This is a genomic window from Pseudomonas triclosanedens (assembly GCF_026686735.1).
GTDB lineage: Bacteria > Pseudomonadota > Gammaproteobacteria > Pseudomonadales > Pseudomonadaceae > Pseudomonas > Pseudomonas triclosanedens.
On the sequence record NZ_CP113432.1, the window covers coordinates 4,691,473 to 4,716,786 of the forward strand.

Below are 25,314 nucleotides of genomic sequence, written 5' to 3' on the forward strand. Positions count from 1 at the left end.
ATGGAACTGACGATGAACGCGCCGGTGCCCGCGGCCAGCAATGGCCCGCTGCGCCGCCTGTCCAACCTGCTCTACCGCAAGCCGACGCTGTACCTCTCGCTGCTGCTGATTCCGCCGCTGCTGTGGTTCGGCGCCATCTATCTCGGCTCGCTGCTGACGCTGCTGTGGCAGGGTTTCTACACCTTCGACGATTTCACCATGACGGTGACGCCGGACCTGACCTGGGCAAACTTCGGCTCGCTGCTGAGTGGTTCCAACTTCGACATCATCCAGCGCACCGTGCTGATGGCGGTCGCGGTGTCCATCGCCAGCGGTGCGGTGGCCTTCCCCATCGCCTACTACATGGCGCGCTACACCACCGGCAAGACCAAGGCGTTCTTCTACATCGCCGTGATGATGCCGATGTGGGCCAGCTACATCGTCAAGGCCTACGCCTGGACCCTGCTGCTGGCCAAGGGCGGCGTGGCGATGTGGTTCGTCCAGCACCTGGGCCTGGAGCCCGTGCTGAACCTGCTGCTGGGCATTCCGGGCGTGGGTGGCAACACTCTGTCCACCTCCAGCTTCGGGCGCTTCCTGGTGTTCGTCTACATCTGGCTGCCGTTCATGATCCTGCCGATCCAGGCATCGCTGGAACGCCTGCCGCCGTCGCTGCTGCAAGCCTCGGCCGACCTCGGCGCGCACCCGCGCCAGACGTTCATGCAGGTGATCCTGCCGCTGTCGATCCCCGGCATCGCGGCAGGCTCGATCTTCACCTTCAGCCTGACTCTGGGCGACTTCATCGTGCCGCAACTGGTAGGCCCGCCGGGCTACTTCATCGGCAGCATGGTCTACGCCCAGCAGGGCGCGATCGGCAACATGCCGATGGCCGCCGCCTTCACCCTGGTGCCCATCGTGCTGATCGCCGTGTACCTGTCCATCGTCAAACGCCTGGGGGCCTTCGATGCACTCTGAGAAAGCTTCTTTCGGCCTGAAAGCGGCCGCCTGGGGCGGGCTGGTGTTCCTGCACTTCCCGATCCTGATCATCTTCATGTACGCCTTCAACACCGAAGACGCCGCGTTCAGCTTCCCGCCCAAGGGCTTCACGCTGCACTGGTTCAGCGTCGCCTTCGCCCGCCAGGACGTGCTCGAAGCCATCGAACTGTCGGTGAAGGTCGCCAGCATCGCCACCGTGATCGCCATGCTGCTGGGCACCCTGGCCGCGGCCGCGCTGTATCGCCGCGACTTCTTCGGCAAGGAAGGCATCTCGCTGATGCTGATCCTGCCGATCGCCCTGCCCGGCATTATCACCGGCATCGCGCTGCTGTCCGCGTTCAAGACCCTGGGCATCGAGCCGGGCATGATGACCATCGTCATCGGCCACGCCACCTTCTGCGTGGTGATCGTCTACAACAACGTCATCGCGCGCTTCCGCCGCACCTCGCACAGCCTTGTCGAAGCCTCGATGGACCTGGGCGCCGACGGCTGGCAGACCTTCCGCTACGTGATCCTGCCGAACCTCGGTTCGGCGCTGCTGGCGGGCGGCATGCTGGCGTTCGCGCTGTCGTTCGACGAGATCATCGTCACCACTTTCACCGCCGGCCACGAACGCACCCTGCCGATCTGGCTGCTCAACCAGCTGGGCCGTCCGCGCGACGTTCCGGTGACCAACGTGGTCGCCATGCTGGTGATGATCGTGACCATGCTGCCGATCCTCGGCGCCTACTACCTGACCAAGGGTGGCGAAGGCGTGGCGGGCAGCGGCAAGTAAGGCAACCGAACCCCTCAGGCCCGCCGGCCCACTCGCCGGCAGGCCCCTAAAAAGAAAGAACCGAAACGAATTTGCACCACGCTCCTGAACTAGAGGACCACACCATGCAAACCAAACTGCTGATCAACGGCCAACTGGTCGCTGGCGAAGGCGAAAAACTCGCCGTCCTGAATCCCTCCCTGGGCTCCACTCTGGTAGAGATCGCCGAAGCCACTCCGGCCCAGGTCGATGCCGCCGTGCTGGCCGCCGATGCCGCCTTCGAAAGCTGGTCGCAGACCGCGCCGAAAGACCGCTCCCTGCTCCTGCTGCAACTGGCCGACGCCATCGACGCCAACGCCGAGGAACTGGCCCGCCTGGAGTCCAACAACTGCGGCAAGCCTTACTCCGCCGCACTGAACGACGAACTGCCGGCCGTGGCCGACGTGTTCCGCTTCTTCGCCGGTGCCTGCCGCGTGATGCAAGGTTCCGCCGCTGGCGAATACCTGCCGGGCCACACCTCGATGATCCGCCGCGACCCGGTGGGCGTGGTCGCCTCCATCGCACCCTGGAACTACCCGCTGATGATGGTGGCGTGGAAACTCGGCCCGGCCCTGGCCGCCGGCAACACCGTGGTGCTCAAGCCCTCCGAGCAGACTCCGCTGACCGCCCTGCGCCTGGCCGAGCTGATGGCTGAAATCTTCCCCGCCGGCGTGGTCAACCTGGTGTTCGGCCGTGGCCCGAGCGTCGGCGAGCCGCTGACCACCCACCCGAAAGTGCGCATGGTCTCGCTGACCGGCTCGGTCGCCACCGGCAGCCGCATCATCGCCGGTACCGCCGACACCGTTAAGCGCATGCACATGGAACTGGGCGGCAAGGCCCCGGTGCTGATCTTCGACGACGCCGACATCGACGCCGCCGTGGAAGGCATCCGCACCTTCGGCTTCTACAACGCCGGGCAAGACTGCACCGCCGCCTGCCGCATCTATGCACAGAAGGGCATCTACGCCAAGTTCGTGCAGAAGCTCGGCGAAGCGGTGGCCAGCATCCAGTACGGCGAGCAGGACGACCCCAACACCGAGCTGGGCCCGGTCATCACCGAGCAGCATCTGGAGCGCGTCATCGGCTTCGTCGAGCGTGCCCGCCAGGTGCCGCACATCGAAGTGGTCACCGGCGGCAAGCGTGCCGACCGTCCGGGCTTCTTCTTCGAGCCGACCGTACTCGCCGGCGCCCGCCAGGACGACGAAGTGGTCCGTCGCGAAATCTTCGGCCCGGTGGTTTCGGTCACCGAGTTCGAGGACGAAGCACAGGCACTGGCCTGGGCCAACGACTCCGACTACGGCCTGGCCTCCTCGGTGTGGACCAGCGACATCGGCCGCGCCCATCGCCTGTCGGCCCGCCTGCAGTACGGCTGCACCTGGGTCAACACGCACTTCATGCTGACCACCGAGATGCCCCACGGTGGCATGAAGCTGTCGGGCTACGGCAAGGACATGTCCATGTATGGCCTGGAAGACTACACAGCGATCCGCCACGTAATGATCAAACACTGATTGGGAGTAAGGCCTGCTGCGCGTCGGCGGAGCTGCGTTGAAACGTAGCGCAGCGAAGTAACAGCCAACGGCTGGCCCGCAGGGCGAGCGAAGCGAGTCAAACGGGGACGGGCCCAGTCATTTACAGCTCGTAAACTCCTGGGCCCGCCCCCGTTTCCGCCTCGTCCTGCTCTAGCTCGCGCGGTCGTTGGCTCCTCGCAACATCGTAAAGATCCAAATCTTCAAAACGGCGCCCCGCTCGACCGGGACCGCCGCGCGGCCACGAATGCCGCAAACCCTTCCGGATGGAAGGGAAAAACCACGACAGCCCATGCCCCGGGCCATCACCTTGCAAGGACACCCCATGACCATCACCCGCCGCGACTTCCTCAACGGCGTAGCCCTCACCATCGGCGCCGGTCTTACCCCGCTGCAACTGCTCCAGGCCGCACCTTCCGGCCGCTACTACCCGCCAGCCCTCACCGGCATGCGCGGCAGCCATCCCGGCGCGTTCGAGGTCGCGCACCAGATGGGCTGGGAGAAGAAGGTGTTCGACACCGATGGCCTGAAGATCGAGGAGCAGTACGACCTGGTGGTGGTCGGCGGCGGCATCAGCGGCCTCTCCGCGGCCTGGTTCTACCGCCAGAAGCACCCCAACGCGCGTGTGCTGATCATCGAGAACCACGACGACTTCGGCGGCCACGCCAAGCGCAACGAATTCCAGGTCGGCGGCCGGATGATCCTAGGCTACGGCGGCAGCGAAGCCTTCCAGTCGCCCAAGCACCTCTACAGCGACACCGTCAACGGCCTGCTCAAGCAGCTCAATGTCGACGTCGACCGCTTCGAAACCGCCTTCGACCGCGACTTCTATCCGAGCCTTGGCCTGTCGCGCGGCGTGTTCTTCGACAAGGCCGGCTTCGGCGAAGCCAAGATGGTCAGCGGCGACCCGACCCCGATGGTGGCCGACGACATCGCCCCGGAAAAACTCAATGCCCGTAGCTGGCGCGCCTTCATCGGCGACTTCCCGCTGCCCGAGGCCGACCGCCAGGCGCTGATCGACCTGCACGAGGCCCCCAGGGACTACCTCGCCGGCAAGACCCGCGAAGAGAAGGAAGCGTACCTGGCCAAGACCAGCTACCAGGACTTCCTGCGCAAGGACGTCGGCCTGAGCGAAGCGGCAACCCGCTACTTCCTCAGCCGTACCAACGACTTCTCCGCGCTGAGCATCGACGCCGTTTCGGCCGACTCCGCCTACTCCGTCGGCTTCCCCGGTTTCGCCGGCATGAACCTCTCGCCCATCAGCGAGGAAGCCAAGGCCGAGATGGAGGAGCCGTACATCTACCACTTCCCCGACGGCAACGCCTCGCTGGCCCGCCTGCTGGTGCGCGGCCTGATTCCCGGTGTGGCGCCGGGCAAGGACATGAACGACATCGTCCTGGCCACCTTCGACTACTCGAAACTCGACCAGCCGAAGAACGCCGTGCGCCTGCGCCTGAACAGCACCGCCGTAAGCGTGAAGAACCGCGACGGCGGCGTGGACGTCGGCTACAGCCGAGCCGGCCAGTTGCACCGCGTGCGCGGCAAGCACTGCGTGCTGGCCTGCTACAACATGATCATCCCCTACATCCTGCGCGACCTTTCCGCCGAGCAGAGCCACGCCCTGGCGCAGAACGTTAAGTTCCCGCTGGTGTACACCAAGGTGGTGATCCGCAACTGGCAGAGCTTCATGAAGCTGGGCGTACACGAAATCTACGCGCCGAACCAGCCTTACAGCCGCGTGAAGCTCGACTACCCGGTGGACATCGGCGGCTACAGCCACCCGCGCGACCCGAACCGGCCCATCGGCCTGCACATGGTCTACGTGCCCACCAGCCCCAACGCAGGCATGGATGCACGCACCCAGGCCCGCGTCGGCCGCGGCAAGCTCTACGCCATGAGCTTCGAGCAGATGGAAGGCATGATCCGCGACCAGTTGCAGGCCATGCTCGGCCCGGCGGGCTTCGACCACCAGAAGGACATCCAGGCGATCACCATCAACCGTTGGTCGCACGGCTATTCGTACTTCTCCAACAGCCTCTTCGATGATGAGGATGAGAGCGAAAAACTGATGAAGCTGGCCCGCGCCAGAGTCGGCAACGTCACCATCGCCAACTCCGACGCCGCCTGGGACGCCTATGCCCACGCGGCCATCGACGAAGCCTGGCGCGCGGTGGGCGAACTGTCCTGATGCACCCGGCGCCACGCCCCTGCGTGGCGCCGCCTGTAATGGCCATCCGGCCGAAACCCGCGGGCACGCCCGCAACGGAGGCAAGCATGCGTCACCTCGTCAGAGCGTTTTACCTGCTGTCGCTGTTCACCTTTGCCGGCCTTGTACAGGCCGCAGAGTCGCCCAGACAGATAGTCGACGCCTACATGGCTGCGTGGAACGCCCACGACGCCGAGAAGGCCGCCAGCTACCTGGCCAAGGACGCGGAGTACTTCGACGTCACCGTCGGCACCCCGCAGAAAGGCCGTGAAGCCGCGCGCGACAATGTGATCAAGGTGTTCGTGGGGGCCGTGCCGGACCTCAAGTGGAAGATGAACGGCAAGCCGATCGTCGACAAGGACGGCATCGCCTTCCAGTGGACCTTCAGCGGCACCAACACCGGCGCCTGGGACGCCCAGACCCCGGCCACCAACAAGCCGCTGTCGTTCGACGGCGTGAGCTACGTGAAGGTCAAGGACGGCAAGATCGTCTACCAGGGCGACTACTACGACGCCCTCGGCCTGCACAAACAGCTCGGCTGGTAAGCGACATCCGGTAGCGCCTTTGTAGGATGGGTGGAGCACAGCGATACCCATGCTGTGTATGCAAGGAGCGATGGGTATCGCTGCGCTCCACCCATCCTACGACCAGCGTCCTGCAAAACAGCCGCGCCTCTGGCACGACTGACATAAGAAGAAGACAAACCCTCGCCTACCCCTGCCCTCACCCGCCATTGCAGTGTGCCCAGCCATGCCAACACTCGAACAACGGCCCGAGACGGCCGAAGACAGCTCCAGCACCCGCTCCACCATCGACCAGGTCAAGCAACTGATCGCCGACCTCAATGTGCGCTGGACCCAGATCAGCAAAGTCTCCGAAGTCATCAAGCAGATCGCCAAGAACACCAACCTCGTTGCGCTCAACGCCGCCATCGAGGCTGCCCGCGCCGGGGAAAGCGGGCGCGGCTTCGCCGTGGTCGCTGATGAAGTACGCCGCCTGGCCACCCAGTCGGCCAACGCCACCGCCGACATCGGCAACGTCGTCGCCTCGATCAAGAGCGAAAGCGCCAAGGCCCTGGCCGACGTCGAACAGGCCGAGCACTCCAGCCTGCTCGACACCGCCCGCGTGGTGCTGGCCAGCGAGGCGCAGCGGCTGGAAGCACGCTTCGCCGTGATGGCCACCGCGCTCTATGGCCTGAAGAACTTCCTGATCGGCATGAAGGCCCGCAACCTCGGCCCGCAGCGCGAGCAGATAGACGCCGTGATGCACGAATACCTGGTCCGCAACCCTGACCTGCTGGCCTTTGCCTGCGGCTGCGAACCCAACGCCTTCGATGGCCGCGACAGCGAGTTCAGCGCAGCGCCGGGCCACGACGCCAGCGGCCGCATCATGGCTTACTGGCACCGCGGCAATGGCGTAGTCCAGCGCGAATGCCTGGTCGGTTACGACAAGGCCGATGGCAGCGGCGACTGGTACCAGATCCCCCGCGACAAGGGCCGCGATGTGTTCATGGAGCCCTATGAATACAGCGTCGCCGGCAGCACCGTGCTGATGACCTCGTTCATGTCGCCGATGACTGCCAATGGCCGCTTCCTCGGCATACTCGGTGCCGACTACACCCTGCACCAGTTGCAGGAAAGCCTCGGCAAGCTCGCCCCGATGGGCAATGGCCGCTACGCGCTGCTCTCCAACGCGGGCGTCTACGTCACCCATCCCGATGCCCGCCGCCTGGGCGACAAGGCCAGCGAGCTGCCCGGCGAGGCGCGCGCTGCCATTGCCCGGGGCAAACCGTGGGAGCAGGTCAAGGGCCAGCGCGCGGAGCTGTTGCAGCCCATCCACGTGGGCGACAGCGACGCGCCGTGGGCGCTGATGATGAGCTTCGAGCTGGCGAAGGCTGTGGAGTAGAGCCTTTGCCGGGCTCCGACGGGCTCTGTGCGCACCCGATGCCTCAGCACGAAAGAACTGCGTTCGTAGGATGGGTGGAGCGCAGCGATACACATCCTACGAAGAGCCGTCCCCAACCCTGGCACCCGATACCGGCGACCAAACCCCTGGCGCGCACAGAGTCCCTTCAGAAAGCTGAGTGGAGATGTTGCGCAGAGGGGCGAGCGGCATGGGTTCCGCGAGAGGCTCGAAGGGCCAGGGCCGACCCTCGGAGCGGAGCGAGGGCAGTCTGAGCGAAGCAAATACCCGGATGCCGGAACGAGACCTTTGGGTTCCTTTTGGGACGGAGGCTATCCAACGTTTGGCAAAAGGGACTCCCCCAGAAGGGCAAAACAAAAAGCCCCCGCCCACACAGAAGCCACGCCTAGCCATCCCACAAGAAAGCACCGCCAGGAAAGCCACGAACAGCACCAACGACACGCCCACCCCACACAGCTCCAAAAGATCGCCCGTGAGCAACCCTGCCCCGTCAGAACACCCTGATTGACCTTCCGCTACCCAGCCCTTACCGTTGCCCAGCCGCTCAACCGAGTGGCACGGGATTGGCGTCCCGGCTCCGTGATCGGCGCGCACCGCAAGGTACGCGTCCGCATGGTTGCGTCTGTGTTATGGGCGGGCCGTGCAGGGCATCTTCGGATGCACCGGGTAATCACGACCGGCACGCCAACCTGTACGGCCCGCTCTCCCAGATTGGCGTTTGGGCGAGCGGAAACGCTCAGGCACTCAATCTGAGACTGCCATGACTCCCTTCGTGATTCGTGAAAACGCAACATCCCTCGAACTCTTCGACGCCGCCGAAAAGCGTCAGACCGCCGCGCGCAACGCCCTGGCTCTGCTGGCCAGCGCCCGCGACCTGGGCTGCCCGGACGGCGACCTGCTGGCCGGCGCGCTTTCCGGCCTGGAGCTGCTGCTCAAGGACGCCGCCGAACTCTACGACGCGGCGCGCCACAAGGGCTGACGCGCCGCGCAGTCCCTACGCCTCGATGATCACCTTCAATGCCTTGTTCTGCGCCGCCTTGCCGAAGGTGGCGTAGGCATCGAGGATGTCCGCAAGCGCGAAGCGGTGGGTGATCAACTGCTCGGGGCGCAGTTTCCCCGCTTCCACGCTCTTGAGCAGCATGGGCGTCGTCACCGCGTCCACCAGCCGCGTGCGCAGCGTGATGTTGTGCGACCACAGGCGCTCCAGATGCAGCTCTACCGGCGCGCCATGCACGCCGAGCACGGCGATGTCGCCACCGGGCGCGATGAGGTTTTCACAGAGGGTGAAGGTCGCCGGGACGCCTACCGCCTCGATGGCGCTGTCCACGCCCAGCCCGCCGGTCAGCGCCATGACTTTCTCGACCACCTGTGCGTCGCCGGCATTGATGCAGTTGGTAGCGCCGAAACCACGGGCGACTTCCAGGCGGTTGTCGTCCAGGTCGATCATGATGATCCGCGTCGGCGAGTAGAACTGCGCGGTGAGCAGCGCCGCCAGGCCCACCGGGCCGGCACCGACGATGGCAACGGTGCCGCCGGGCTGCACCCGGCCATTGAGCACCCCGCATTCGAAACCGGTGGGGAGGATGTCGCTTAGCATCACCATCGCCTCTTCTTCCACCCCGGCGGGCAGGTGGTAGAGGCTGGTATCGGCGTGGGGAATACGTACTTTCTCGGCCTGGGTGCCGTCGATGGTGTGGCCGAGGATCCAGCCGCCGGTGCGGCAGTGGGAGGTCATGCCCTTGCGGCAGAAGTCGCACTTGCCGCAGGCGCTGATGCAGGAGATCAGCACGCGGTCGCCGGGCTTGAACTGGCTGACCGCCGCGCCGACCTGTTCAACCACGCCCACACCTTCGTGGCCGAGGATGCGGCCTGGCGTGCAGGTGGGTACGTCGCCCTTGATGATGTGCAGGTCAGTGCCGCACAAAGTGGTTTTCACCAGCCGCACCACGGCGTCGCCGGGCTGCTGCAGTTGCGGATCGGGCCGATCTTCCAGTGCGATGTCGCCGACACCGCGATATACCAGCGCTTTCATGGTCCTGCTCCTGTGCGGATTGATCCGACAAGGCTAGGCGCACCGCCGCACAGGCGGTCTGACTCCGATCAACGGTAGCGGTCAGTGGCGGTCCGGCAACTCGGTGATGTGGATTTCGGTGACCAGCGCCGGCCTCGCCAACGGCGTACGCGAGAGCAGCGGACAAAAGCGCGAGAGGCTGCCGATGAGCTCCCACTGGGTGTCCAGCGCTCGCGACAATTCATCGACATCGCTCAGGCTGCGCTGGCCGACGCGTTGCAGGTGCGGGTCCGGGCAATGGCTGAGCTCCACCGACAGGCGGGTGATCAGCGTGCTGAGGCTGGACATGTTGCGGGTGGCGAGTGCAAGGATGTTCGCCAGCAGGGCGATTTCCGATTGCGGGATGACGGCGGGCGATGCAGGTGCGTCCATGCGTGCTCCAGAGGTCGGGTGCGCAATCCATTGCGCGGGCTCGGCGAGAACAGCATCACATTGCCACTTTGCGATAACTGTCACATTTCCATTCTTTCTCTGACCGACAGGTCACGCGGACTGCGCCGCGTGACCCGATACCTGTCACGCCTCGCCGAAAGCCTTGCGCCGTGGCGTTCCGCGCTGGGCCGCACGCAGGTATTGCGCGGGCCAGGGCACCGGCTGGCCGCCCAGTTCATCGGCGGCATGCAGCGGCCAGTAAGGGTCGCGCAGCAGTTCACGGGCCAGCAGGATGAGATCGGCCTGGCCAGTGCGCAAGATGTGCTCGGCCTGCACCGGCTCGGTGATCATGCCGACAGTGCCGCTGGCGACGGCGGCCTCCTTGCGCACGCGCTCGGCGAACTGCGTCTGGTAGCCCGGCCCTACCGGGATCTCGGCGTTCACGGCGGTGCCGCCGGAGGATACGTCGATCAGATCGACGCCCAGGTCTTTCAGGCGGCGCGCCAGTTCCACGGTTTCGTCGGGGTTCCAGCCGTCTTCCACCCAATCGGTGGCGGAGAGGCGGACGAACAGCGGCAGTTCCTGCGGCCACACCGCGCGCACGGCCTGGGTGACTTCCAGCAGGAAGCGAATGCGGTTTTCGAAGCAGCCGCCGTAGCTGTCGCGGCGCTGGTTGGACAGAGGCGACAGGAACTGGTGCAACAGGTAGCCGTGGGCGGCATGCACTTCGGCGATTTTGAAGCCGGCGGCCAGGGCGCGCTCGGCGCCGCGCACGAACTGCTGCCTGATGCTCGCCATCTGCTCTTCGCTCAGGGCGATGGGCGAGGTGTGCTGCGGGTCGAAGGCGATGGCCGACGGCGCCACGGGCGTCCAGCCTCCTTCGTTGATCGGCACCGAGCCGTGCTTGCCCAGCCACGGCGCCCAGGTGCTGGCCTTGCGTCCGGCGTGAGCCAGTTGCACGCCGGCAACCGCGCCCTGGGTTTCGAGGAAGCGGGTGATGCGGCGCAACGGTTCGATCTGTTCGTCGCTCCAGATGCCCAGGTCTTCGGCGCTGATGCGCCCTTCCGGAGCGACAGCGGTGGCTTCGACGATCACCAGGCCCGCACCACCCACGGCGCGGCTGCCCAGGTGGACCAGGTGCCAGTCGTTGGCCAGGCCGTCCTGGGCGGAGTACTGGCACATGGGCGAGACGGCAATGCGGTTAGGCAGGGTCAGTTGGCGCAGGGTCAAGGGCTCGAACAACTGGCTCATGGCGGAACTCCCTCTGGTCTTCAGAACGTGTACTTGAACTGTAGACCGGGATCGCCGGGCGACGCTGGCAATCGTCGCCCGGCAGGGTATTCAGCCGTCCGCCAGTGCCGCTTCCTTAGCTGGCATGGCGCCGTCGAAGGCCGGATCGAGGCTATAGCGCTTGCGCTCGTCGCGCACCAGCATGCCGCTCTGGTGCAGACGCCGCAGGCTCTGGCTGACACTCTCCAGGCCGATCGACGGGCCGGGGCCTTGCAGGTGCGCGTGCAACTCGGCGGCGGTACTGCTGCCCAGTACCGACAGGGCATCGAGCAGCTTGAGGCGCGGCAGGCTGCAGCGCAGGCCGGCCAGTTCAAGCAGTTGACGGGAACGGCGCTGGCTGCGGCGGGCGGAGAGTTCGGCAACAGCCGTCATGGGCGCACCTCCGCCGGGATGGCACGCGCGGATTCGCAGCAAGGGGGAACAGACATTCGGGCCTCCGTTCTTATCGTCTGCGCGCGCCTCGTACGGGGCGGAACGCACGCTCTCAATTAACAAGACGAATGAGCGGGGCAAAACCTGCAAAGGGATTTCGCATCGGCATGTTTCCCGATGCGAACAAGGGGCTTAACGCGGGGCGATGTGGGCAACCATCAACTGCACGCTCTCGTTGCCACGGAACTCGTTGACGTCGAGCTTGTAGGCCACTTCGGCCCAGCGCACGGTGGGGTTGGGCCAGATGTCGCGGTCGATGTTGAAGGCGATGGCGTCGAGCTGCTGCGATCCGCACTCGGTCTTGAGCACCAGCTTGAGGTGGCGCTCGCCGACGATGCGCTGCTGGACGATCTGGAATACGCCGTGGAACAGCGGTTCGGGGAAGTGCTGCCCCCACGGGCCGGCCTGGCGAATCGCCCGCGCCAGTTCCAGGTGGAACTCTTCGGCGCCCAGTTGCCCATCGGAAAGCAGACGGCCGGTGAGGTCGTCTTCGTCCAGTTGGCGGCGCACTTCGGCATCGAAGGCGGCGGAGAATGCGCCGAAGTTTTCCTGCGACAACGACAGGCCGGCGGCCATCGCGTGGCCGCCGAACTTGCTGATCAGCCCCGGATGGCGGGCCGCTACGGCGTCCAGCGCGTCGCGGATGTGGAAGCCCGGCACCGAGCGCGCCGAGCCTTTGAGGGTGCCGTCGCCTGCGTCGGCGAAGGCGATGGTCGGGCGGTGGTAACGCTCTTTCAGGCGCGACGCGAGGATACCGATCACGCCCTGGTGCCATTCGGGGTCGAACAGGCACAGGCCGAAAGGCATTTCCTCTACCGGCAGCTCCTTGAGCTGGGCGAGCGCTTCGCGCTGCATGCCCTGCTCGATGGCCTTGCGGTCCTGGTTGAGACCGTCGAGTTGCGCGGCCATGTCGCGGGCGAGGTTTTCGTCCTCGCACAACAGCAGTTCGATACCCAGGGACATGTCGTCCAGCCGCCCGGCGGCGTTCAGGCGCGGGCCGAGGATGAAGCCGAGGTCTGTGGAGGTGATCCGCCGACAGTCGCGCCCCGCCACTTCGAGCAACGCGCGCAGCCCCGGACGGGCGCGGCCGGCACGGATGCGCGCCAACCCCTGGTGGACGAGGATGCGGTTGTTGGCATCCAGCGGCACAACATCGGCAACGCTGCCGAGGGAGACGAGGTCGAGCAGCTCTGCGAGGTTCGGTTCGGCGATGCCCCGGGCGGCGAACCAGCCGCGCTCGCGCAGGCGGGCACGCAGGGCAAGCATGACGTAGAAGATCACACCGACCCCGGCCATTGCCTTGCTGGGGAAGTCACAGCCGGGCTGGTTGGGGTTGACGATGGCATCGGCGGCCGGCAGCTCCGGGCCCGGCAGGTGGTGGTCGGTGACCAGTACGCGCAGGCCGGCGGCCTTGGCTGCGGCAACGCCTTCGATGCTGGAGATGCCGTTGTCGACGGTCACCAGCAGCTCAGGGCGTTTCTCCAGCGCCACGGCGACGATCTCGGGGGTCAGCCCGTAGCCATATTCGAAGCGGTTCGGCACCAGGTAGTCGACCCAGGCGGCGCCGAGCATGCGCAGGGCCAGCACGCCGACGCTGCTGGCGGTGGCGCCATCGGCATCGAAGTCGCCGACGTAGAGGATGCGCTGGCCGCGCTCCAGCGCATCGACGAGCAATTCCACCGCCGCATCCACCCCCTTGAGCTGCTGGTAGGGGATCAGCCGCGCCAGGCCCTTGTCCAGCTCGGCGGCGCTCTGTACGCCACGTGCGGCGTAGAGGCGGGTCAGCAGAGGTGGCAGGTCGCCCAGGTTGGGCAGGTTTTCCGGGAGCGGGCGGGATTCGATGCGCATGGGTGTTCCAGTTGTAGCTTGTCTAGATTTCGTCCGGAGCTTGCGATCTGGAGCCGGGCAAGGCTGCGGCGGGCCTGGATGACGGAGTTTGCAGCAGAGCGGTAAATGAGCGAGCCCGTCCGGCAGGCACGCAGCAGCCCCGGATCAGCGTTCGCCCATCAGCCATTCCACCTGCAGCTCATGCTGGCCGCGCTCGTCGGTGACGAAGATGGTTCCTTCGCTGATCATCACGGTCCAGTTTATCGAGCGCGGCAGGTCGCGGGAGATTTCCTCCAGCGGCTCCTGTGGCATGGCGACGACGTTGAGGTTCTTCAGGTGGCGCACGGTGTCGAGCACCTTGGTGGTCCACACGCGCAGGTTGCCGTAGGCAACCAGGGTCAGCTTTTCGCAGCGGCGCGAGCACCAGGTCAGGCGCTCGGCGTCGGGCTGGCCGACTTCGATCCAGTGCAGCACGCGGTCGTCCAGGCTCTTTTCCCACAAGGAAGGCTCTTCCACGTCCGACAGGCCTCGGCCGAATGCGAGCTGCTCGCTGTACCAGATGACGTAGGCAAGCAGACGCACCGCCAGGCGCTCCTCGGTCTCGGAGGGATGGCGGGCGACGGTGAAACGCAGGGTCTCGTAGACCCCACGGTCGAGGTCGGTCAGGCTGATATCGGCTTTGTAGGGCGTGGCGGACAGGGCCATAGCGGTTCCCGGCGATTTTTGAAGGCGGCAAGTCTACCGCGAAAGCGTCGACCAGGGGCCCGCCAACGAGTGCTCAGCCGCGGGTACGACGGTCGGCACCTGGCTCCGGGGCGGCCAGTTCGATGCGATTGCGACCCTTTGCCTTGGCGGCGTAGAGCGCCTGGTCAGCCAGTGACAGCAGGCGCACCAGTTCGTGGCCGGCTTCGCGAGTGGTGGCAATGCCGATGCTGACGCTGAGCTGGCCATCGGCCATGAATGGCAGTTCGGCGAACTCGCGGCGGATGCGTTCGGCCACCTGGCAGGCGCCTTCGGTATCGGCGCTCACCAGCAGGCAGGCAAACTCTTCGCCGCCAATGCGGGCGAACAGGTCCTGCTTGCGCATGCGCGAGGCGGTGATACGGCTGAATTCGACAAGCACACGATCGCCCGCCGGGTGCCCGAAGGAGTCGTTCAGACGCTTGAAGTTGTCGAGGTCGCATAGCAGCAGCGACGCCTGCTCGCCGCGCTCGGCGCACAACCGCAGCAAGCGTTCGCCGGAGTCCATGAAGGCGCGCCGGTTGCCCACTCCGGTCAGCGGGTCGCTCAGGGCTGCGCTGCGGAATTGAAGCTCGGCGCGCTCCTTGACCATCGACAGGGTGGCGAAGGAGATGCCGATGGCATAAAGCATGGTTTCGAAAACCAGCAGGGTGAAGAAGGTGCTGCCCTGGCCGTGGCTGTTCACGCTCTCGAACGGCATGCCGCGGTCGACCACCAGGCGCACCAAGTAGAAACCGGTGTGAAACACCATCAGCGCCAGCGTGGGGCGCAGTTCGACCTCCAGTTTGCGGCGGCTGCGCAGCAGCTCGCTGATGGCGGCCAGGCAATAGACGATGGTAATCGAGGTGTTGACGAATATGCGTGCCGCCAGCGATTCATAGAACGCCGGCCACAGGCACAGCAGGGCCCAGAAGGCTGCGCCTGCACCGATCAGCGGCCAGTGCGGGCGGCGGCCGGCGAACACGCGCATGGCGGTCCAGTTCATTGCTGCGCACAGGTACAGCCCGATGTTCCCCAGCAGGATCGGCACCAGGTCGATGCCCATACCCCGCAGGGAGCCCAGAAAGGTGCCGAGAGCGCCGAGCAGAAGCATCGCACTCATGTATCCCAGGGTCGGGTCGCGGCGGCCGCCATGCCAGGCGAACGCCATCAGCACGCCGACCAGGGTGAGCACGTAGAGATCGACTACGACCAGGGTTGGCAGGCTGAGCGTCATGCCCCCTCCTCGCCATCCACCTGCGTGCGTCCCGGTAGCGACACCGGAGGGCAGGAAAATTGGAATGACGGTAACACACGCATCGGAATTACCCTGTCCAGGGTGAGACGAGCTCAAAGAATAGTCTTCGGGTCCCGTTACTCTACGCGTGCCCATAGCCCGCGCAAAGCTCCGATGTCCGACGAGCAGCCGGGCGGCCTGTTCGAACGGCCGCGCAGGGGGTAGAGTCCGGCGACCAACCGCCGAACGGATCGATCGATGAACAGCACCGCCAAACCTCTCGCCGGCCTCAAGGTCATCGAACTCGGAACCTTGATAGCTGGCCCCTTCGCCTCGCGCCTGTGCGCGGAGTTCGGCGCCGAGGTGGTCAAGGTGGAGTCTCCCGATGGCGGCGACCCGTTGCGCAAGTGGCGCAAGCTCTACGAGGGCACGTCGCTATGGTGGTTCGTGCAGGCGCGCAACAAGCGCTCGCTGACGCTGAACCTCAAGCATGAATCAGGCCGCGAGGTGCTGAAGAAGCTGCTGGCGGAAGCGGACATCCTGATCGAGAACTTCCGCCCCGGCGTGCTGGAGAAGCTTGGCCTGGGCTGGGACGTGATTCATGCGCTGAACCCGAAGCTGGTGATGGTGCGCCTTTCCGGTTTCGGCCAGAGCGGCCCGTACAAGGACCAGCCGGGCTTCGGCGCGGTGGGCGAATCGATGGGCGGTCTGCGTTATATCACCGGTTTCGAGGATCGCCCGCCGGTGCGTACCGGCATCTCCATCGGCGACTCCATCGCCGCGCTGTGGGGCGTGATTGGCGCGCTCATGGCGCTGCGCCACCGCGAGGTGAACGGCGGACAAGGCCAGGTGGTGGACGTGGCGCTCTACGAGGCGGTATTCGCGATGATGGAGTCGATGGTGCCGGAGTTCGATGTATTCGGCTTCATCCGCGAGCGCACTGGCAATATCATGCCGGGCATCACGCCCTCTTCCGTACACACCACCGCCGACGGCAAGCACGTGCAGATCGCGGCCAACGGCGACGCGATCTTCCGCCGTTTCATGTTGGCCATTGGCCGCGTCGACCTGGCAGAAGACCCGCTGCTGGCCGATAACGCCGGCCGCGATGCGCGGCGCGACGAGCTCTACGGCATTATCGACCGCTGGGCGCGCGCAACGCCCCTGGAAAAGGTGCTTGAGGTGCTGGGCGAGGCCCAGGTGCCGGCCAGCCGCATCTACTCCGCCGAGGATATGTTCGCCGATCCGCAGTTCCTCGCCCGCGAGATGTTCCTCTCGGCGAAGCTGCCGGACGGCAAGCCCTTCCGTATGCCTGGCATCGTGCCCAAGCTGTCCGACACGCCCGGTTCGGCCGAGTGGATCGGCCCGGGCTTGGGCGAGCATACGGACGAGGTGCTCGGCGGCCTTGGCTACGACGCGGCGGCCATTGCCGAGCTGCGGCGGCAGGGGGCGGTGTAGGGCTCGCCAGAAACGCGCACGCCGCCTCTCAGGGCGGCGTTCTTTCATACCTGCATCACGTTCCGTAACTGAGCACCTGTGCGCGCTGGCGCAGGGCGATAATGACATCGTCTTCCATCCGCCCTTCCTGGATCAGCAGATCGCGCCGGATCGACTGCACCGCCGCTTCGCTGCTCTGATGGTCGGCCAGGTGCTGGCCTTCGATCACCCGGCGCAGCATGATCTCGCCATCGTCCCGGGTGAGGGTCAGGATTCGGCCGCCATCAGGCCTGGCCGGACCGAGGGACGGTATGTAGGGAGCGAAGGTCTCGGTCAGCAGTGTACTCAGCCGATCCATGTCATATCTCCTTGTTGCGAAATGAAAACCTGGAGAAAAGACAGCACGATTGGCGATTAAGTTCGCCACGCTTAGTACCGCCGGTCCATAAGAGAAAGACCGCGGCCATGAAAAAGCCCGCCATGTTGGCGGGCTCTTTCATCGATCAGGTCCGGCTCAGAGCGGCTTGCCACGGTTGCCGTGGGCGCTGACGAAGGCCTGAACCTTGGCCAGTTCGTTCGGCAGCACGGTGCAACGCTCGTCCCGCTGGAACAGGTCGGAGAGGTGTGCCGGCAATGCCGGGACGGTCTCGATGCCGGCCTTCTCCACCGCTTCCGGGAACTTGACCGGATGCGCGGTGCCCAGGGTGACCATCGGCACGGACAGGCTGCGGCGGCATTCACGGGCAGCGCGCACGCCAATGGCCGTGTGCGGGTCGAGCAGTTCGTCGCATTCGGCGTAGACCTGGGCGATGGTTTCGCAGGTCTGCACGTCGTCCACGGCCAGGGAGTCGAACAGGCGGCGGGCTTCGGTCCAACGATCGTCTTCGACAGACAGCTTGCCGGTGGCCTTGAAGTTGCCCATCAGGTCGGCGATGGCCTTGCCGTTGCGGCCATGCAGGTCGAACAGCAGGCGCTCGAAGTTGGAGGAGACCATGATGTCCATCGACGGCGACAGCGACGGGTGCAGCGTATCCTTGTCGTAGCGGTTGCCGGACATGAAGCGATGCAGGATGTCGTTGCGGTTGGTCGCGACGATCAGTTGGCTGATCGGCAGGCCCATGTTGCGCGCCAGGTAGCCGGCGAAAATGTCGCCGAAGTTGCCGGTAGGCACCGAGAAGGCAATGGAGCGCGCCGGTGCGCCGAGCTGGATGGCGGCATGGAAGTAATAGACGATCTGGGCCATGATCCGCGCCCAGTTGATCGAGTTCACTGCCACCAGACGGGTGCCCTTGAGGAAACCCTGGTCAGCGAAGCTGGCCTTGACCATTTCCTGGCAGTCGTCGAAGTTGCCTTCGATTGCGATGTTATGGATGTTCTCGCCGAGGATGGTGGTCATCTGACGGCGCTGCACTTCGGACACACGGTTGTGCGGGTGCATGATGAAGATGTCGACGTTCTCGCAGGCCTTGCAGCCTTCGATGGCGGCCGAGCCGGTATCGCCGGAGGTGGCGCCCATGATCACCACGCGCTCGCCGCGCTTGGTCAGCACGTGGTCGAGCAGGCGGCCGAGCAGTTGCAGGGCGAAGTCCTTGAAGGCCAGGGTCGGGCCGTGGAACAGCTCCAGCACCCATTCGTTGCCGTTGAGCTGGCGCAGCGGCGCCACGGCGTCATGGGCGAAGACGCCGTAGGTCTCTTCGAGGATTTTCTTGAAGTCAGCGTCGGAGATGCTGCCGGCGACGAACGGGCGCATCACGCGGAAGGCCAGCTCGTGGTAAGGCAGGCCGGCCCAGGAGGCGATCTCTTCGACGGTGAAGCGCGGCAGGTTTTCCGGCACGTAGAGGCCGCCGTCGCTGGCCAGGCCAGCCAGCAGCACGTCTTCGAAGTTCAGCGCGGGCGCCTGGCCGCGGGTACTGATGTAACGCATGGTGTGAAACCTTCGGGTTGGCGACGACGCCGGAGCGCCGCCGCGTTCGATTCAGTTCAGTTGTTCGACGCGGATGCGTACGACATTGCCGACCACGTCATCCAGCGCTTCCAGCGCGGCGATGGCTTCGATGATGCGCGACTCGAGCACGCGGTGGGTAACCAGGATCATCGGCACCAGACCGTCATGCTCTTCGACTTCCATCTGCATGATCGATTCGATGTTGATGCCGCGCTCGGAGAGGATGGTCGCCACCTGGGCCAGTACGCCCGGATGGTCCTTGGCCTGGATGCGCAGGTAGTAGGCGCTTTCGCAGGCGTCGATCGGCAGGATCGGGTGGTCGGAGAGTGCGTCCGGCTGGAAGGCCAGGTGCGGTACGCGGTTCTCCGGGTCGGCGGTCATGGCGCGAACCACGTCCACCAGGTCGGCGACCACCGAGGATGCGGTGGGCTCCATGCCAGCGCCCGCGCCGTAGAACAGCGTGGAGCCAGCGGCGTCGCCGTTGACCATGACGGCGTTCATGACGCCATTCACATTGGCGATCAAGCGGTCGGCCGGGATCAGGGTCGGGTGCACGCGCAGTTCGATGCCCTTGTCGGTACGACGGGCGACGCCCAGATGCTTGATGCGGTAGCCCAGCGCTTCGGCGTAGTTCACGTCGGCGGTGGTGAGCTGGGTGATGCCTTCGGTGTAGGCCTTGTCGAACTGCAGCGGGATGCCGAAGGCGATGGATGCCAGGATGGTCAGCTTGTGCGCGGCATCGATGCCTTCGACGTCGAAGGTCGGATCGGCTTCGGCATAGCCCAGCGCCTGAGCTTCCTTCAGTACATCGGCGAAGGCACGGCCTTTCTCGCGCATTTCGGTGAGGATGAAGTTGCCGGTGCCGTTGATGATGCCGGCAAGCCAGTTGATGCGGTTGGCGGCCAGGCCCTCGCGGATCGCCTTGATCACCGGGATGCCGCCGGCCACAGCGGCTTCGAAGGCGACGATGACGCCCTTCTCGCGGGCCTTGGCGAATATTTCGTTACCGTGCACGGCGATCAGCGCCTTGTTGGCGGTAACCACATGCTTGCCGTTCTCGATGGCCTTGAGCACCAGCTCGTGGGCCAGGGTATAGCCACCGATCAGCTCGATGACCACGTCGATTTCCGGGTTGTTCGCCACGTCGAAGATATCGGCAGTAATGGGGGTGCTACCGGTTTCACACTTCGGATTGGGGCGACGGGCGGCAATCTGCGCAACCTCGATACCACGCCCGGCACGGCGGGCAATCTCCTCGGCGTTGCGTTTGAGTACATTGAAGGTACCGCCACCGACGGTCCCCAACCCACAGATTCCCACTTTCACCGGTTTCACGCTGAAACTCCCCAATCATCGCAGCACGGGGTACCTGACGCACCGTGCCCGCAACAAGGCGGGCACAGGGGCAGGCACCAGAATCGGACCGGGCTGTCGCCCGGCCCATTGTCAAAAGGAACCGCACATTACGAAGCGGTTCTTTATTAGTCAATCGAAGCGCAAGGCCCGATTCACTTGGCCTGCAGGGCCAACTTGGCGATTTGCCCGGCGGGCTGGTAGCCCGGCAGCATCTGGCCGTTTGCCAGAATGATCGCCGGAGTGCCCTGCACGCCGACCATCTGGCCCAGTTCCAGTTGCTTGTTGACCGGGTTGTCGCACTTGGCGGCCTTCACGTCTTTCTCGTGGAACATGTCGGTCATCGCGGCCTGGCGGTCCTTCGAGCACCAAACGGCCTGCAGTTGCTGGTCACCGGTAGAGTTCGGCCCCTGACGCGGGAAAGCCAGGTAGCGCACTTCGATGCCACGCTTGTTCAGCTCGGGTACTTCGGCATGCAGCTTCTGGCAGTACGGGCAGGTGGTGTCGGTGAAGACGGTGATGTGCGCCTTGGTTTCCCCCTTGGCAGGGAAGACCACCATGTCGCTGGCCGGAATGGCATTGATGGTCTTGGCAACACCGGCGCTTTCGGCTTCCTCGGTAAGGTTGGTCGGCTTGCCATCCTTCACCTGGTAGATGTTGCCCTGGACGACGAACTGGCCATCGGCGCTGGCGTAGAGTACGCGGCCGCCCTTGAGCTGCACCTGGTAGACACCTTGCAGCGGGCTGGCGGAAATGGATTCGATGGGCAGGTCGGGCTGCAGGGACTGCAGGGTGCTGCGGATCGCCTGGTTGGGCTCTGCGGCCAGGGCAAGAGTGCTGACGAGGCCTGCGGCCACACCAGCCAGAAGTCGGGACAAACGCATGGAGAACTCCTGAAGTCGGTCGGCGAAGACTACCACACCGCACCGACAAGGCCGAGCCGTGGGCTTGTAGCTGAAAGCTTCCGGTGCTGCAGGAAGAACGAGTTCGAAAGTTTTCGAACCGCCGGCCGCGATCGTCGCCCGACTGCCGCCGCCACGGCGCTCACCCCCTGGGGTGGTGCTGGGCGTGGAGGTCCTGCAACCGCGCGCGGGCGATGTGGGTGTAGATCTGGGTAGTGGACAGGTCGCTGTGCCCCAGCAGCATCTGCACTACCCGCAGGTCCGCCCCGTGGTTGAGCAGATGCGTGGCGAAGGCATGGCGCAGTGTATGGGGCGAGAGGCTCTTGCCGATCCCGGCGACCTTGGCGTGCAGCTTGATGCGATGCCAGAAGGTCTGGCGGGTCATCTGCTCGCCGCGCAGGCTGGGAAACAGCACATCGCTCGGGCGACCGGCCAGCAGATCGGCACGGGCCTCGCGCAGGTAGCGTTCGATCCACGCGATGGCCTCCTCTCCCAGCGGTACGAGGCGTTCCTTGCTGCCTTTGCCGAAGACACGCACGACGCCCTGGCGCAGGTTGATCTGCTCGAGCGTCAGGCCGACCAGTTCGCTGACCCGCAGCCCGCAGGCGTACAGCACTTCGAGCATGGTGCGGTCGCGCAGGCCCAGCGGATCATCCGTCTCCGGCGCGGCCAGCAGCGCTTCGACGTCCGCCTCCGATAGCGACTTGGGCAATGGCTTGCCCAGTTGCGGCAGATCGATCAGCAAGGTTGGATCCTCGCTGATCAGCCCTTCGCGCAGACAGTAACGGTAGAAGCCGCGCGCGCCGGAGAGAAACCGCGCGGTGGAGCGTGCCTTGTAGCCTTCGCCCAGGCGCCAGGACAGGTGATCGAGTATGACCTCGCGGCCAGCCGCCTCGAGCGCCACACCGCGCTCGCTGAGCCAGCCGTTGAACAGCGCCAGATCGCTGCCGTAGGCGCTGCGGGTGTTGTCCGACAGCCCCTTTTCCAGCCAGAGCGCATCGAGAAAACGATCAATCAGCACATTTGCAACAGGAGTCATGGATAAGGACTTCGAAAACGACCAGAGGCGCAGCTAGTCTTCCATAGGCAACACTGACCTCTCCAGCCCTTTCCCTTTCGTTTCAAGGATTTCCCTGCATGGATGAACACAGCACGCTCCTCGCTCTCGGCGGCATCGGCGGCGCCGCGCTGTTCAGTCAGTGGCTCGCCTGGAGGTTGCGTCTTCCGGCGATCCTGTTCCTGCTGCTGAGTGGCATCCTGATCGGCCCGGTGCTCGGGCTGCTGGACCCGGAACGGCTGTTCGGACCTCTGCTGTTCCCGCTGGTTTCCCTGTCGGTCGCGCTGATCCTGTTCGAGGGCAGCCTGACGCTTCATCTGGGCGAGTGGAAGGAAATCGGCACGGTCGTCCGCCGCATGGTGACCTGGGGCGCACTGGCCACCTGGGGCGTGATCGCGCTGGCGACACGCTACTTCCTCGACTTCACCTGGGAAATGGCCTCGCTGTTCGGCGCACTGACGCTGGTTACCGGCCCGACGGTGATCGTGCCAATGCTGCGCGTGGTGCGCCCGAAATCCACCATTGCCAACATTCTGCGCTGGGAAGGCATCGTCATCGACCCGATAGGCGCGCTGCTCGCTGTCGTCGTCTATAGCTTCATCGCCGCCAGCGGTGAAAGCCTGGGCTGGCTGGACAGCCTGCAGACATTTATCAGTGTCATCGCCTGTGGCGTCGTCTTCGGCATGGTCGGCGGCCAGACACTGGGCGTGGTCCTGCGCCGCCAGTGGCTGCCGGATTACCTGCACAATCTCGCCTCCCTGGCCGCGGTGCTGGGAATTTTCATCGCGTCGAACAATGTGATGTCGGAGTCGGGGCTGTTGGCCGTCACGCTGATGGGTATGCGCATGGCCAACATGCGTGGCGTGGATGTCCGGCAGATCCTGCACTTCAAGGAGAACCTCAGCGTCCTGCTGATTTCCGGGCTGTTCATCCTGCTCGCCGCGCGTCTCGACCTCGCGGCGCTGATGGGCCTGGGCCCGACAGCCCTGCTCGTGCTGCTGGTCATCCAGTTCGTCGCCCGGCCGCTGAACATCATGATTTCCACCGCCGGCTCGCCACTGAATTGGCGCGAGCGCGCTCTGCTCAGTTGGATCGCCCCGCGCGGCATCGTTGCAGCAGCGGTCTCGGCGATCTTCGCCATTCGCCTGGCCGAAGCCGGCCATACGCAGGCCGAGGTGCTGGTGCCGCTGACCTTCCTGGTAATCATCGGTACCGTGATCCTGCAGAGCGCCACCGCCCGTCCGCTGGCGCGCTTGCTCAAAGTCGCCGAGCCGGCCCCCACGGGCTTCCTGATCATCGGTGCCAACCCGGTTGCGCGCGCCATCGGCCAGGCCTTGCAGAACTCGGGAACACGCGTGCTGTTAACCGATTCCAGCTGGGAGAACATCCGCGCAGCTCGTATGGAGAACCTGCCGACCTACTTCGGCAACCCGGCATCGCAACATGCCGAAGCGCATCTGGACCTGGTGGGGCTCGGTCACTTGCTGGCGCTGTCGCCAGCAGCCGAACTGAACACGCTGGCCTGCATGCGCTTCCGCCACGAATTCGGCATACGACACCTGTACACGCTGCTCAGCGGCAGTGAGACCCGCCGCACCGACAAGCATCGCGTCAGCGAGCGGCACCGTGGTCAGTCGTTGGGGCAGCGCCTGCTGACCTACCCGCAGGCGGCCGGCCTGCTGACCCGTGGCGCGGAAATTCGCAGCACCCTGCTCAGCGAAAACTTCGGCTGGGAGGATTACCAGGCACTGCACGGCGACCGAGCGACCCTGCTGTTCGCCCGCGACCCCAGTGGCCGGCTGCAGGTCGCCACACCCGAGCAGCCTCTCAAGCCGGCTACCGGCTGGACACTGATCGCGCTGGTTGAGGAGCCGTCCGGAAACAAATTCAGGCCGAACGAGGCGGCGGAAACGGCGACAACCTGACGACCGGCTCGTCTGCCTATCTTTAGGCTGGTGACAGAATCGGTCTGACAGACAATGATTGCACCACGCCATCATTGCGTCCCACGAAGCTCAGTCCATGCCCAGTCAACAGAACTCCCGCCTCGGCCAGATCCTTGTCAGCAAGCGTCTGATTACCTCCCAACAGTTGGATAAGGCCATCCAACTCCAGCTCACCAATGGACTGCGCCTGGGCGAAACCCTGATCCGGCAGGGCTGGATCAGCGAGCGCCAGCTCGGCAGGGCACTGAAGAAGCAGAACAACCTGCGGCTGGCCGCAACACTGGTCGCCGCGCTGCTCAGCCCATTCCAGTTGGCCAGCGCCGATGTGCAACGCCCGGCGCCGGCCAGCATCACTCGCCACGAAGCCCCCAAGGGCCTGAAGCCACTCAGCGATCACGAAATGAGCGGCGTCAGTGCCCAAGGTTTCGACGATACCCTGCAGAGTCTGCTGGTTAGCGCCGAAAGCGGCGATGGTGTTGGTACAGTCAAGCAACTGGCGCGCCTGGTAATGCCGGTGGTCGACAGTCTGGACGCCGAGACATCGATGCGGGACGTCCGCTACGACACCCAGCACATGTCCTCGACCGTCAACCCGGATGGCTCTATCAATGTGCGGCTGCCCAGTTCCATCGGCGAAATGCGCTTCGACAACATCCGCGTCGCAGGCGCGCCAAAGACCCAGAGCATGGGTAATCTGAGTCTGCAGAACATAGACCTGTCCCAGGCCTCGCTGAAAATCAGCCTGCGACACTGAACCCCGCCCGAACGGAGTGAAGGCGCCATTAGGCGCCTTCATTCGTTTCAATCCTCAAAACCTGGCAGCACGGGCACCGGCCGCTTCTCGTCATCGATCGCGACAAAGCTGAACAGGCCGTGGATTGCCTTCTCACGGCCATCTGCAGACATGCTTTCAACGAACACTTCTACCTCGACCTTCAGGCTGGTGTTGCCCACCTTCACAACCCGGCCTACCAGTTCGACGATGGAGCCCGCCGGGATCGGATACTTGAAGTCGATGCGGTCGGTGGAAACGGTCACCAGTGGCAGGCGACAGAAGCGCGTAGCGGCGATGAACGAGACCTCATCCATCCAGGCCAGCGCAGTTCCGCCGAACAGGGTGTTGTGATGGTTGGTAGTCGGCGGGAAGATCGCCTTGGTCACGCGGGTTTCCGACAGTGCGGTGCGTCGGAGGATTTCTTGCTCTCTGGGGCTCATGCCACTGCTACCTGATGCACGAAGGTGGCCCGTGCCGCGTGTGCTCTTGTACTTGTTCTGCGCTGAAACGGGAAAGGGCCCGGTGGT

Annotated in this window: 23 protein-coding genes and 1 pseudogene; 11 read left to right on the plus strand and 13 right to left on the minus strand. The window is 65.0% G+C overall.

Annotated features, from left to right (window positions below; translation table 11 throughout):
- From OU419_RS21720 to OU419_RS21750, 8 genes and pseudogenes are all read left to right on the plus strand, one after another.
- Positions 1–951: an ABC transporter permease gene (locus OU419_RS21720; protein ID WP_408004904.1), complete on the plus strand. Its 951-nt coding sequence runs from the start codon at positions 1–3 to the stop codon at positions 949–951.
- Positions 941–1,747, plus strand: a complete 807-nt coding sequence (locus OU419_RS21725) for an ABC transporter permease (RefSeq protein WP_254470681.1) — start codon at positions 941–943, stop codon at positions 1,745–1,747. Before OU419_RS21720 ends, OU419_RS21725 begins: the two co-directional genes overlap by 11 nt.
- 104 nt (positions 1,748–1,851) lie before the next feature.
- Positions 1,852–3,276 (plus strand): gamma-aminobutyraldehyde dehydrogenase, encoded by a 1,425-nt coding sequence (locus tag OU419_RS21730; RefSeq protein ID WP_254470680.1) that lies wholly within the window; start codon positions 1,852–1,854, stop codon positions 3,274–3,276.
- 343 nt (positions 3,277–3,619) lie between these two features.
- Positions 3,620–5,482 (plus strand): FAD-dependent oxidoreductase, encoded by a 1,863-nt coding sequence (locus OU419_RS21735; RefSeq protein WP_254470679.1) that lies wholly within the window; start codon positions 3,620–3,622, stop codon positions 5,480–5,482.
- A gap of 86 nt (positions 5,483–5,568) precedes the next feature.
- Complete coding sequence (locus tag OU419_RS21740; RefSeq protein WP_254470678.1) at positions 5,569–6,045, plus strand: ester cyclase; 477 nt, start codon at positions 5,569–5,571, stop codon at positions 6,043–6,045.
- A 205-nt stretch (positions 6,046–6,250) separates the two neighbouring features.
- A pseudogene (locus tag OU419_RS29070) lies at positions 6,251–6,541 on the plus strand (methyl-accepting chemotaxis protein); the annotation flags it as partial.
- 33 nt (positions 6,542–6,574) lie between these two features.
- Positions 6,575–7,405 carry a cache domain-containing protein gene (locus OU419_RS28935; protein ID WP_408004963.1) on the plus strand — a complete coding sequence of 277 codons (831 nt, stop codon included), beginning with the start codon at positions 6,575–6,577 and terminating at the stop codon, positions 7,403–7,405.
- A 778-nt stretch (positions 7,406–8,183) separates the two neighbouring features.
- Positions 8,184–8,402 (plus strand): hypothetical protein, encoded by a 219-nt coding sequence (locus tag OU419_RS21750; protein ID WP_254470677.1) that lies wholly within the window; start codon positions 8,184–8,186, stop codon positions 8,400–8,402.
- A 15-nt stretch (positions 8,403–8,417) separates the two neighbouring features.
- Here the strand turns inward: OU419_RS21750 and OU419_RS21755 are convergent, their stop codons facing one another.
- The 7 genes from OU419_RS21755 to OU419_RS21785 all read right to left on the minus strand — a co-directional run bounded on the left by OU419_RS21755 (position 8,418) and on the right by OU419_RS21785 (position 15,372).
- Positions 8,418–9,455 (minus strand): zinc-dependent alcohol dehydrogenase family protein, encoded by a 1,038-nt coding sequence (locus tag OU419_RS21755; protein ID WP_254470676.1) that lies wholly within the window; start codon positions 9,453–9,455, stop codon positions 8,418–8,420.
- An 81-nt stretch (positions 9,456–9,536) separates the two neighbouring features.
- Positions 9,537–9,866, minus strand: a complete 330-nt coding sequence (locus OU419_RS21760; protein ID WP_254470675.1) for a hypothetical protein — start codon at positions 9,864–9,866, stop codon at positions 9,537–9,539.
- Between the two features lie 144 nt (positions 9,867–10,010).
- A complete protein-coding gene (locus OU419_RS21765) occupies positions 10,011–11,117 on the minus strand; it encodes an NADH:flavin oxidoreductase/NADH oxidase (protein ID WP_254470674.1) in 1,107 nt (368 codons plus the stop codon).
- A 90-nt stretch (positions 11,118–11,207) separates the two neighbouring features.
- Entirely contained in the window at positions 11,208–11,528 is a 321-nt protein-coding gene (locus tag OU419_RS21770; RefSeq protein ID WP_254470673.1) for a transcriptional repressor, read from the minus strand.
- A gap of 192 nt (positions 11,529–11,720) precedes the next feature.
- Entirely contained in the window at positions 11,721–13,436 is a 1,716-nt protein-coding gene (gene recJ / locus OU419_RS21775; protein ID WP_254470672.1) for a single-stranded-DNA-specific exonuclease RecJ, read from the minus strand.
- Positions 13,437–13,580: 144 nt separating this feature from the next.
- Complete coding sequence (locus OU419_RS21780; protein WP_254470671.1) at positions 13,581–14,120, minus strand: YaeQ family protein; 540 nt, start codon at positions 14,118–14,120, stop codon at positions 13,581–13,583.
- A 73-nt stretch (positions 14,121–14,193) separates the two neighbouring features.
- Complete coding sequence (locus OU419_RS21785) at positions 14,194–15,372, minus strand: GGDEF domain-containing protein (protein ID WP_254470670.1); 1,179 nt, start codon at positions 15,370–15,372, stop codon at positions 14,194–14,196.
- A gap of 258 nt (positions 15,373–15,630) precedes the next feature.
- On the opposite strand from OU419_RS21785, the gene OU419_RS21790 reads away from it, so the two are divergent.
- The gene (locus OU419_RS21790; RefSeq protein WP_254470669.1) at positions 15,631–16,830 is read left to right on the plus strand and encodes a CaiB/BaiF CoA transferase family protein; all 1,200 of its coding nucleotides are present in this window, start codon (positions 15,631–15,633) and stop codon (positions 16,828–16,830) included.
- 55 nt (positions 16,831–16,885) lie between these two features.
- Here the strand turns inward: OU419_RS21790 and OU419_RS21795 are convergent, their stop codons facing one another.
- The 5 genes from OU419_RS21795 to xerD all read right to left on the minus strand — a co-directional run bounded on the left by OU419_RS21795 (position 16,886) and on the right by xerD (position 22,048).
- Positions 16,886–17,167, minus strand: coding sequence for a DUF3509 domain-containing protein (locus OU419_RS21795; protein ID WP_254470668.1), 282 nt, complete (start codon positions 17,165–17,167; stop codon positions 16,886–16,888).
- Positions 17,168–17,323: 156 nt separating this feature from the next.
- Positions 17,324–18,733, minus strand: coding sequence for a threonine synthase (gene thrC / locus OU419_RS21800; RefSeq protein WP_254470667.1), 1,410 nt, complete (start codon positions 18,731–18,733; stop codon positions 17,324–17,326).
- 51 nt (positions 18,734–18,784) lie between these two features.
- Positions 18,785–20,089, minus strand: coding sequence for a homoserine dehydrogenase (locus OU419_RS21805; protein WP_254470666.1), 1,305 nt, complete (start codon positions 20,087–20,089; stop codon positions 18,785–18,787).
- A 173-nt stretch (positions 20,090–20,262) separates the two neighbouring features.
- On the minus strand, positions 20,263–20,991 hold the full coding sequence (locus tag OU419_RS21810; RefSeq protein ID WP_254470665.1) for a DsbC family protein: 729 nt from the start codon (positions 20,989–20,991) through the stop codon (positions 20,263–20,265).
- Positions 20,992–21,151: 160 nt separating this feature from the next.
- Positions 21,152–22,048, minus strand: a complete 897-nt coding sequence (gene xerD / locus OU419_RS21815) for a site-specific tyrosine recombinase XerD (protein ID WP_254470664.1) — start codon at positions 22,046–22,048, stop codon at positions 21,152–21,154.
- Positions 22,049–22,146: 98 nt separating this feature from the next.
- Here xerD and OU419_RS21820 point away from each other — a divergent pair, with 98 nt between their 5' ends.
- Both OU419_RS21820 and OU419_RS21825 read left to right on the plus strand, forming a co-directional pair.
- Positions 22,147–23,991: a cation:proton antiporter gene (locus OU419_RS21820; RefSeq protein WP_254470663.1), complete on the plus strand. Its 1,845-nt coding sequence runs from the start codon at positions 22,147–22,149 to the stop codon at positions 23,989–23,991.
- Between the two features lie 97 nt (positions 23,992–24,088).
- Positions 24,089–24,766: a hypothetical protein gene (locus tag OU419_RS21825; protein WP_254470662.1), complete on the plus strand. Its 678-nt coding sequence runs from the start codon at positions 24,089–24,091 to the stop codon at positions 24,764–24,766.
- Between the two features lie 47 nt (positions 24,767–24,813).
- Here OU419_RS21825 and OU419_RS21830 read toward each other — a convergent pair whose 3' ends face one another.
- Positions 24,814–25,227 carry an acyl-CoA thioesterase gene (locus OU419_RS21830; RefSeq protein WP_254470661.1) on the minus strand — a complete coding sequence of 138 codons (414 nt, stop codon included), beginning with the start codon at positions 25,225–25,227 and terminating at the stop codon, positions 24,814–24,816.
- Positions 25,228–25,314 lie beyond the last annotated feature (87 nt).